9 protein-coding genes and 1 riboswitch are annotated in these 10,014 nt (G+C 31.8%); of the genes, 3 read left to right on the top strand and 6 right to left on the bottom strand.

Annotated features, from left to right (window positions below; all coding sequences use genetic code 11):
* Positions 1–78 precede the first annotated feature (78 nt).
* From HMPREF3186_RS02770 to tenA, 6 genes are all read right to left on the bottom strand, one after another.
* Positions 79–936 (bottom strand): MetQ/NlpA family ABC transporter substrate-binding protein, encoded by an 858-nt coding sequence (locus HMPREF3186_RS02770; RefSeq protein WP_060913841.1) that lies wholly within the window; start codon positions 934–936, stop codon positions 79–81.
* Positions 937–1,406: 470 nt separating this feature from the next.
* Positions 1,407–2,177, bottom strand: coding sequence for an alpha/beta fold hydrolase (locus tag HMPREF3186_RS02765; protein WP_060913840.1), 771 nt, complete (start codon positions 2,175–2,177; stop codon positions 1,407–1,409).
* A 178-nt stretch (positions 2,178–2,355) separates the two neighbouring features.
* Positions 2,356–2,988: a thiamine phosphate synthase gene (gene thiE, locus HMPREF3186_RS02760; protein WP_060913839.1), complete on the bottom strand. Its 633-nt coding sequence runs from the start codon at positions 2,986–2,988 to the stop codon at positions 2,356–2,358.
* 1 nt (position 2,989) lies between these two features.
* On the bottom strand, positions 2,990–3,772 hold the full coding sequence (thiM, locus tag HMPREF3186_RS02755; RefSeq protein WP_060913838.1) for a hydroxyethylthiazole kinase: 783 nt from the start codon (positions 3,770–3,772) through the stop codon (positions 2,990–2,992).
* A 2-nt stretch (positions 3,773–3,774) separates the two neighbouring features.
* The gene (thiD, locus tag HMPREF3186_RS02750) at positions 3,775–4,572 is read right to left on the bottom strand and encodes a bifunctional hydroxymethylpyrimidine kinase/phosphomethylpyrimidine kinase (RefSeq protein ID WP_060913837.1); all 798 of its coding nucleotides are present in this window, start codon (positions 4,570–4,572) and stop codon (positions 3,775–3,777) included.
* A 3-nt stretch (positions 4,573–4,575) separates the two neighbouring features.
* Complete coding sequence (gene tenA, locus HMPREF3186_RS02745) at positions 4,576–5,256, bottom strand: thiaminase II (RefSeq protein WP_060913836.1); 681 nt, start codon at positions 5,254–5,256, stop codon at positions 4,576–4,578.
* 142 nt (positions 5,257–5,398) lie between these two features.
* Positions 5,399–5,496, bottom strand: a riboswitch (TPP riboswitch).
* Positions 5,497–5,825: 329 nt separating this feature from the next.
* Between tenA and HMPREF3186_RS02740 the strand changes: the two genes are divergently transcribed.
* The 3 genes from HMPREF3186_RS02740 to HMPREF3186_RS02730 all read left to right on the top strand — a co-directional run.
* Positions 5,826–6,134, top strand: coding sequence for a hypothetical protein (locus tag HMPREF3186_RS02740; RefSeq protein ID WP_060913835.1), 309 nt, complete (start codon positions 5,826–5,828; stop codon positions 6,132–6,134).
* A 39-nt stretch (positions 6,135–6,173) separates the two neighbouring features.
* On the top strand, positions 6,174–6,965 hold the full coding sequence (locus HMPREF3186_RS02735) for an LPXTG cell wall anchor domain-containing protein (protein WP_060913834.1): 792 nt from the start codon (positions 6,174–6,176) through the stop codon (positions 6,963–6,965).
* A 278-nt stretch (positions 6,966–7,243) separates the two neighbouring features.
* Positions 7,244–10,014 (top strand): NEAT domain-containing protein (locus HMPREF3186_RS02730; protein WP_060913833.1); only part of this gene is annotated, 2,771 nt, incomplete at its 3' end.

The following is a 10,014-nucleotide window of genomic DNA, read 5'->3' as shown; positions in this document are numbered from 1 at the left end:
ATTTTTCCATGCCCCGGATTTAGTATACAACCCAAAAAGACAGCTCTTACGAACTGCCTTTTAAAATTTTTATTGGAATTATTTAACAGGTAATACTGCTCCATTCCATTTTTCTTTAATGAATTTTTGAGTATCTTCAGATTTTAAAGCTGCAACAAGTTTTTTAACAACAAGTTTGTCTTTATCACCTTCACGAACAACGACGATGTTTGCGTATGGGTTGTCGTCTGTAGCTTTTTCTACTAATACAGGCTCAGTTGCTGCGTTTAATCCTGCATCAACAGCGAAGTTAGCGTTGATTGAAACTAGGTCACCTTCACCGTTTTGGTAAAATTTAACCATTAAAGCTGGATCATTTTCGTAGCTGAATTGTAATTTTTTAGGATTTTCAGCGATATCATCGAAAGTAGCTGTTACTGGATCTACACCATCTTTAACTTTTACTAATCCTTCAGAAGCTAGTAATTTAATTACGCGTCCCCATTCAGATTTGTTGTTACTTACTAATACTTTAGCACCTTCTTTAAGGTCTTTAACGTTTTTAACTTTTTTAGAGTATAATCCGATTGGCTCTAAGTGAATTGCACCAGCGTCTTCAATTTTGTATCCATTTTCTTTAATAGCATTTTTTAAGAATGGTACGTGTTGGAAGTAGTTAATGTCGATTTCTTTATCGTTTAACGTTTTGTTTGGTACATAGTAGTCTTGGTATGTAACGATGTCTAATTTGATTCCTTCTTTTTCAAGTTGAGGAGCAACGTGCTCTAATAATACAGCGTGAGGTACGTTAGTAGCCCCAACTTTAACTGTTACAGGTTTACTAGGATCTAGTTTATCCACTTCGATACCTTTTTTCTCAGTTTTTGATGCACTTGAGCATCCAATTAATATGATTCCAAGTATGAAACTTGTTACTAAAAATAATAGTTTTTTCATTTATAATTTTCTCCTTTTGTTTTTACTATTTATTTTGGGTTTTGCGAATTTTATGTAAAAAAAATCACCCTTACTCTCCTAAGAGAATAAGGGCGAAACTAATTTCACGGTACCACCTTACTTTTTCGTAAACTACGAACTTTATCACTACAACGTCTATGCATCTAGAATATACACGAGATAGTGTGCGTTTGTAACGTAACGCCTACGAAAAAAGCTTGTGTTTTAAAACTCACTTTTTTTACCATTCAAACCATTTTCCTCTATGATCTGCATTGTGTGCTTTCACCCGCTCACACTCTCTGTAAAAGTTCCTATAAAGTACTTATTTGAATATCGGTAATTTTTAACTTGATTATATATTATCATTAGCAAATAAAATTGTCAACACTTTTTTTGAATTTTTTTAAAAAGTTTTTTGAAAATTCATGAATATTTACTTTTTCATTTGCATAAATAACTATCTCTTCTTACAATTCTTTGTTTATTATATTTTTTAACCACTGATCTATTATTTCTACAGTTTTATCTCTATATTTCGGAGCCTCATACATATGGTCTGATCCTTCTATAATACTTAACGTTGAATTTTTATATTTTTTTGCTGTTGCTTTTGCTATATTTGGATGTACCATTTTATCCTCGCTACCAGTTATTACTAATACAGGTTCACTTACTTTTTCAAAATCAATATATGCACCTTTTTGCTTATCTAAAAATGGAAGTGCCATTTGGAAATACGTAAAACCTGACTCAGGAACTAGTTTAGAAAATTCTCTTTCTTTGTCCGCTTCATCTTGATTATTCATGCAATAATCATAGAAGGCATGTTTATAAGGTGGCATAGATTTTTTCCAGAATCCCCAACGTAGAAAATGTTTATAAAAACAAATTACCATACTTGGATAGAAAGCAAAAATTCCTGCTGCTGGTGCAGCTCCCATTAAAATAAGCCCCTTAGTCTTTGTCCTCATAGCAACTTTCTGGGCAAGAAGTCCCCCTAAAGAGTGCCCCAATACAATCGGAGCTTCATCTAAAGTTTCTATCAAATCTACAATATCATCCGTAAACTCATCTAAACTAACTTCTGCTACCTTTTTTTCAACTTCTTCATAAGGCAAATCATGATATCTTAGAGTTGGAGTATATACATTTAAACCTAGTTTTTCTAATTCATTAACAAATTCTCCCCAAACACTTCCGTCACACCATGTACCATGTATCAATACTATATTTGTCATAAAATTTCCTCCTACTTTTATTTTAGCATTCTTTTTTTCACACTAATTATATAACTTATGTTCATATTTATCAATTGATAATAAAAAGTAGAACAAAAAATTAATTTAACTCTTTGTTCTACTATTATTATCATACCTTAAAAATTATCAAGGAATGATTAAACTTTGGAGGCTAATTTTAGAATTGTTCGATCATTTCACGAACAGTTTTTTCAATATTATCTGAATATGAGATTGCTGATATAATAGACACACCATCAACATTTGTTTTCATAACATCTTTAATATGTTGTGTCTGAATACCACCGATTGCCACTAATGGCATTTCTGGTAAAAATCTTCTCATTAATTCTAGTCCTTCATAACCTATAGCACCACCAGCATCATCTTTTGATTGTGTGACATATACAGGTCCTACACCAACATAATCTACATATTCAACTTTGGATTGTTTAAATTCTTCTTCATTTCCTATAGAAAGACCTATTATTTTATTAGGCATTAATTTTCTAATCTCATCAACACCTAGGTCATCCTGTCCTACATGTACTCCGTCAGCATCTATTTCTAATGCTAACTCTATATCATCATTAACAATAAACGGAACATTGTATTTTTTACAAAGGTCTTGTAGTTTTATTGCTAATTCTACTTTTTCACTACCTTCTAAGGCTCCTTCACCTTTTTCACGAAATTGAAATAAAGTTATTCCACCTTTTAAAGCATCTTCAACTACTGTATATAAGTCCTTACCTAAGCAAGTAGTAGTTCCACAAATAAAATATAATTTTAATAGTTCTTTATTAAACATCTTATTTCACCTTTTTAAATGCTTTTATATCTTGATCTGTAATTTCATATAATGCATTAATAAATTCAACTTTAAATGTTCCTGGTAAATGTCCATTAGGACGTTTTTCTGCCATTTCCCCGGCAATATTATATGCTAACATAGCTGTTTCTAGTGATTTTAATTCTTCACCTTTCTCTAATCCAATAAAGCTTGCTAATACAGCTCCTAATAAGCATCCTGTTCCAATAACTTTAGGCATCATTGCACTTCCGTTACGTATAGTTATTACTTCTCCGTTAACTGCAATAGCGTCAACTTCCCCAGTTACTACTATTGGAATATTAAACTTAGCATTTGCTGCTAAGGCGATTTCATCAATATTATCTACTCCAGCACTGTCTACTCCCTTAGAAGCTACATTTATGCCAACTAATGATGCAATCTCGCCAGCATTTCCTCTTATAGCTGCTAGTTTGTAATTGTTAATTAAATCATCTGATACTTTTTTTCTATATGCTCCCGCTCCACAGGCCACAGGATCTAATACTGCAGGTACATTATATTTTTCAGCTATTTTAAGAGCTTCTTGATATAACTTCCAAGTCTCATCTGTTAATGTACCAATATTGATTAATAATCCTCCAGCATATTTTAATAAATCTTCTAAGTCTTCTGGATATTCACTCATCGCTGGTGATGCTCCCAATGCTACTAATCCGTTTGCTGTGAAATTCTTAACAACATCATTAGTTATACAAATCACTAACGGTGCTTTCTCTTTTAATAATTTTAAACTTGTCATATTTATAAATCTCCTTTAAACGCAATATGATTTACAGGTCCATTTCCATGACCTAGCTCTGGTGTGTATTTTATTGCTGCGGTAATAAATTTTTTCCCTATATCCACAGCTTCAATTATACTTTTACCTTTTGCTAACTCTGCTGTAATAACAGCTGAGAATGTACAACCTGTTCCATGTGTATGATTAGTCTTAAATCTTTCACTAGTCCATACTTTTTTAGTTCCATCATTTAAAAATAAATAATCTTTCGCTTCTCCTGTTAGATGTCCACCTTTTATAACTACTGACTTACATCCAACTTCGTCGATAATGAACTTTCCTGCACGATTAACATCATCCTCTGTTAATATTTTAAAATTAACAATTTCTTCTGCTTCTGGTACATTTGGTGTAATAATAGTTGCTAGCGGTAATATCTCTTCTTTTAAATGTTTTCTTGCAACATCATCTATCAATTTATCTCCGCTTGTCGCGACCATAACTGGATCAACAACATAAGGAACATCTTTAGGTAAGTATCTCTTAATTAATTTCATCATATCAGCATTTGCTATCATTCCAGTTTTTATACTATCAGGTGTTATATCGTCAAACACACTTTTTAATTGCGCCTCTAATATATCTAAATCCAAGTTTCTTATCATTTGAACACCTAACGTATTTTGTGCAACGACACTAGTAACTACAGCCATTCCATACACTTCACGTGCCTGAAAACTTTTCAGGTCAGCCATAATTCCTGCTCCACCTGTTGGATCGGTTCCTGCAATAGTCAATGCAATATTTAATTTACTCATACCCTATACCTCTAAATCCCAACGTTCTTGAGTATAAGCCATATTGAAGAAACGACGTTCATGTTCACAACTTTCTAAGAAGTTTTTAATAAGTCTTTGTTTCCCTTCTTCACTCATAAATTCAGCTTCGCGGTTAATAATTTTATAGTACTCAGTAAGTACTTCATCTACTAAGCCATCAGCATAAAATTCAACCCAGAATTTTAATGGATGATCTTCTGCTAAATTATGATTAGCTAAAATCTTTCTAGCTACCATTTTATAAATCCATGGACATGGCGCCATTGCGCTCAAAGCTTCAGCCATACCGAATGCAAATGCATTATAGTACATATGTTTTATATAATGATCTGCAGATGGATACCACTCTCCACCTTTGATAATCTCTTGATAGTCTCTTCCTACATAATCAGCTAAATTTTTATGTGCAGCAATTTCTTCATTTAATACAAAATTAATCTGATTTAAGAAAAAGTTCTTTTCAACTTTATCATTACTTTTTGCTAAAAGAATGGCATAAATATCGCTAAAATTCTCTAAATAAAGTGCATCAGCTTTCAGGTAGTGCTCTACTGCTTTTTCCGATAAATCAGCGTTAATTAATCCTTGAATAAATCCATCATTATATATCTTGTCAACAATTGGCAATGCCTTTTCTTCCATAATTTCAGTAATAAGTTTCATAGGTATATCCCCCTGGTATGTGTAATTTTAATATAAAGTAATATCACTTGGGATAAATAAAAAAGTCCCCTTACTAACGTAAGAGAACTCTGAAACATATATTACTCATAGTATATTTTCCAATTATATTGGATTAATTCTATTTTGAAAATATTCACGTTTCCTACGCTAGCATTATCTAGATCAGGTCGAAGGGTCTAACTATGTTATCTCAGCCTAAAGGCTCCCCCAGTGATTTTATTCTATTCACTTTTTAAATCGTAGCATAGAAAAAATAAAATGTCAACAATTTAGTTTAAGGGTTTACAAAATTTATATAATTATAAATTACTATTAAATCATAGAACTTTTTATAATAATATTTTTTTATATTTCAATATTAACCTCTTTTTAAATATGGTGAATTTGTAAAGTTAAATTGAAACTTTATTGTGAATTTCGAGTATTTCAGATTGTAAATGAAATTAGTTATCATCCCCCCTTTTATTAATTGACACCTTTGTATTATAATAGTTATGATAAATTTTATAATAACAAAATGCAATTTTCAAAGAGACATTTATATAATTATGAAGAGTAAAACATTATTAAAAGTTCTTTCTGCTTCTGCAATTTTCACTGCAATCGCAGCAATAGAATCTTATGATCACAACGCATTCGCTACTGAGGTTGCAGCAACTGCTACTGATAATCAAAGCGATGTAGAAACAAAAACAGTACCTCAAGATGTTAAAAATTTACCAGACGATACCTACGATATAAAGTCAGTAGGTGAGAAAAAGAATGTAGAAGCTCTAAACTTCTCACAAGAAGGCAGAGAATCAATGGCTACTGTTGGATTAGATACTGAAAAAGCAAAACTAGTAGTTAAAAATTGACAATACTCTGTTAATGTTACTTTTAAGCCAATTGAAAAATTGGGGTTTGGTGGATATTTAGGTGATTTAAAATATTATGACGGTGATAAAACTCATACTAATCGTTCTGAAATAAAAGATAGTGATTTTAAAGATACAACTATCATTGAAAATTATTCAAAAAATGAAAAAGATGCTTTTATTGATGTATACAAGAAAAAATTCCCTGGACGTACTGTATATCCTAAAACTTTATCTTACAATGTAGATAAAAATAAAATTGATGTTAACAATGAACTAGAAACATTTACTCAAGTATTCGTACCGGTTATGGAGTCTATATTCCCAGGTGCAGGTACTCAGCGTATGACTCTTAAATACGATTTAAGTTCTCTAACAACAAAAACAATAACTGTACCTAAAGTAGATAGAGAAAAACTAGCTAAAGAAAAAGCTGAAAAAGAACGTATCGAAATTGAAAGATTAGCTAAAGAAAAAGCTGAAAAAGAAAGAATTGAAAGAGAAAAAGCTCCTGTAACTGCTAAAGGTGAAGCTGCAATATTAGAAAAAACTGAATTTGATTTAGAAGGGTACCTTAGAGAACAAAAACAATTGACTGAAGAGACAACTACTACATCAAATAAAAAACCACTTATCAATGATATCTTTGGACAATCTGAAGTTAAAGATACCTTTGTAGCTATTCCAGTAAGTACGAAAGAATCTAATGCTACAACTACAAATGTGAAAAAACCATTAGCAAACACTGGTATTTCTACTTCATCTACAGCATTCTTAGGGTTAGCATCACTGCTTGCAGCATTCATACTACGTATAAAATTTAATAAATAATATTTAAGAAAATATGAGTTTAGACGTATTCCAAGCCCATATTTTCATTACTTTATAAAATTTTATTAATAATATTTTTGTATTTTATAGAATTCAAAACGTTTAAATTATGACAAAGTTGTGAACTAACTTTGAAACTTTGTTGTAAATTTCGTCTATTTTAGGTTATATCTGATAGCAATTATCATTTTTACCTTTATTTACACAGGTTTTTGTATTATAATAGTGGTAACGATTTAATATCTAATAATATACAAATAAAGGAGAAAATTCCTAATATGAAAAATACAACATTATTAAAAGTTTTGTCAGCAACTGCAATTTTTTCTGCTGTTGCAGCAATTGAAGCATACGATCAAGATAGTTTCGCATTCGCAGCAGAAGAAACACCTGTTGTAACAAATACAACAACTTCTTCTACGAAGCCAATTACTACACAACCTGCAGCACCAGCATCTACTACTGGGGAAACTAATTCACCAGCTACTCCAGCAGTGAACTCTGCTGCAACCCCTGCTACTACATCAGTTACAGCTCCAGCAACTACTGCACCAAAAGCTGAAGAGCCAGCTACTGTAGCTCAAGACGTTAAAGCTTTAAAGGACGGAGAATATAAGATTACTGCTGAAGCCTTAAAATTCTATGAAGAAGGTCAACCATCTATGGCTGCTGCTGCAATCGACAATGAAAAAACTAAATTAATTGTAAAAAATGGGAAATATTCTGTAAATGTTTCATTTAAACCTATCACATTTGGTGGACTTAGAGGTTACTTAGGAGACTTAAAATACTATGATGGTGATAAAACTCATGAAAATCGTAAAGAAATTCAAAAAAACGAGTTTAAAGACTCAACTATAGTTGAGAATTATAGTGCCAGTGAAACTGACAATTTCGTAGATACCTACAAAAAAGAATTTCCTGGTCGTACTGTTTATCCAAAAACAGTTAACTATAATGTGGATAAAAATAAAATCGATTCAAATAATAAACTAGAAACATATACTGAAGTGTTTGTTCCTGTTATGGCTTCAATTAGTCCAGCTTTCGGAACTCAAAAAATGACTTTAAAATTTGATTTATCATCTTTAGCTAGAAAAAAAGTAACTGCTGATAACTATGAAGCTGCAACTTATGAAAATCCTAACAAAGATGTTGAATACAAAGGAACTATTAAAAAAGACTTTCCTATCCACGTTCAAGGACATTTAAGAAATGCTAACAACAACGATGAAGAGTCATTATACGGTTCTGCATTAGATAACTATGTTAAAGTTGAAAAAGTTGGAGATAAATACAAATATACTCTAAGATTCAAAAAAGGTCTTGCTGATGTAGGTGGAGAATTCTATCCATTTGAATTACACAAAGTTGCATATCAAGGTAAAGATATTCCATTAACTACTTTAGCAACGAACGGAAATTCTTCAGTAAAAGAAGGATCTATCATTACTGATAAACTATTAGAAAAAATTCAATTAGATGGTACTGCTCCATATCCTAACGGTGCTTTAATGTCACACTTTGTTACATTAAAACTATACTATGAAACAGCTACTGCCTATAAGGAAAGACCTGTAAAATTAGAAGATGTAGTTGCACCTGCTAAACCTAAACCAGTTAAACCTACACCAACTACACCAAAAGAAGAACCAAAACCAGCTACACCAACAGCTGCTGATCACAATGTTGATGCTGATAAAGTTCCTAACACTTTCCCTACTACAGTAAAAGCTGAATTAAATGGTAGAACTACTGGTACTGCTTCAATCTATGAAAATGCATTTGTTAAAGATGTAAAAGTTGAAAAAGTTGGGGATAAATATCAATATACTATCCAAGTTAAAGAAGGAAAATCTTCTAATTTCTTATTACGTAATAAGCCATTCACAGTTTCTAAACTAACTTATAAAGGAGTTGAAATTAACTTTACTGAAGTTGATGCTGCTACTAAGCTAAAAGAAGGGAAAATCCTAACTGATTCTCTTCTAGACAAAATCCAAGTAGATGCTGTATTAAATGTTCAAACAAAAGGTGGAGCTAAACCTAGATTCGAGGACAGAACTGCTGAAAGTACAATAGCACTAGACTTCCCTAAAGTAGAAAAACCTAAAGAAGTTACGCCTGCTAAACCTTCAGTACCTGATCATGAAGTAGATGCTGATAAAGTTCCGTCTACATTCCCAGCTACTGTTAAAGGCGAATTAAATGGTAGAACTACTAATTCAAGTTCAATCTATGAAAATGCATTTGTTAAAGATGTAAAAGTTGAAAAAGTTGGAGATAAATATCAATACACTATTCAAGTTAAAGAAGGAAAATCTTCTACTTACTTACTACGTAATAAACCATTTACAGTTTCTAAACTTACATATAAAGGAAATGAAGTTAGCTTTACTGAAGTTGATGCAGCAACTAAACTAAAAGAAGGTAAGATCTTAACTGATTCTCTTCTAGATAAAATCCAAGTTGATACTGTAATTAGCGTCCAAACTAAAGGTGGAGCTAAACCTAGATTTGAAGAACGTGCTGCTGAAAGTACAATAGCTTTAGACTTCTCTACTGTAGAAAAAGCTAAAGAAGAAGCTGCTAATAACCTAGTGCCAGCTAGAATTAATAATGCGCATATTGCTGATAAACCTTCAATGGCAAACGATGCATTAGTACCTGAAAAAACTCGTGTAGAGAAAGTAAATGATGCTTATCATTACTATCTAACATTCAAAGACTTACGTTTTGGAACTCAAGTAGGAACTGTAGATACTTTATCAGTTGATAATACTGCCGCTGAAAGAACTGACCTTGGTGGTGAAGGACATGAAAAAGTATTCCACTTCACAAGTCCTGAAAAATTAACTGAAAAAACTATTACATTCTCAGTATCAGTAAACGGAAAACCATTAAGAGGTCATTCAAATGTTGCAGCAACACTTAAATTCAATTGGGATGGGGCTACTCCACTAACAACTGATCAAGTAACATCATTACACAAAGATGAAACTACAAAAGCTCAAGCCGAAAAAGAAAGACTTGAAAAAGAGAAAGCTCA

Origin of the sequence: Gemella haemolysans (assembly GCF_001553035.1) — a bacterium.
GTDB classification, from domain to species: Bacteria; Bacillota; Bacilli; order Staphylococcales; family Gemellaceae; genus Gemella; species Gemella haemolysans_B.
Note: the sequence above shows the minus strand (reverse complement) of the source record. Positions and strands in the feature narration are given on the sequence as shown.

What these genes read in the sequence shown, in the direction of transcription:
- HMPREF3186_RS02770 (WP_060913841.1), bottom strand. Translation starts at nt 936, where the DNA reads ATGAAAAAACTATTATTTTTAGTAACAAGTTTCATACTTGGAATCATA.
- tenA (WP_060913836.1), bottom strand. Translation starts at nt 5,256, where the DNA reads ATGAAACTTATTACTGAAATTATGGAAGAAAAGGCATTGCCAATTGTT.
- HMPREF3186_RS02765 (WP_060913840.1), bottom strand. Translation starts at nt 2,177, where the DNA reads ATGACAAATATAGTATTGATACATGGTACATGGTGTGACGGAAGTGTT.
- HMPREF3186_RS02740 (WP_060913835.1), top strand. Translation starts at nt 5,826, where the DNA reads ATGAAGAGTAAAACATTATTAAAAGTTCTTTCTGCTTCTGCAATTTTC.
- thiE (WP_060913839.1), bottom strand. Translation starts at nt 2,988, where the DNA reads ATGTTTAATAAAGAACTATTAAAATTATATTTTATTTGTGGAACTACT.
- thiD (WP_060913837.1), bottom strand. Translation starts at nt 4,572, where the DNA reads ATGAGTAAATTAAATATTGCATTGACTATTGCAGGAACCGATCCAACA.
- thiM (WP_060913838.1), bottom strand. Translation starts at nt 3,772, where the DNA reads ATGACAAGTTTAAAATTATTAAAAGAGAAAGCACCGTTAGTGATTTGT.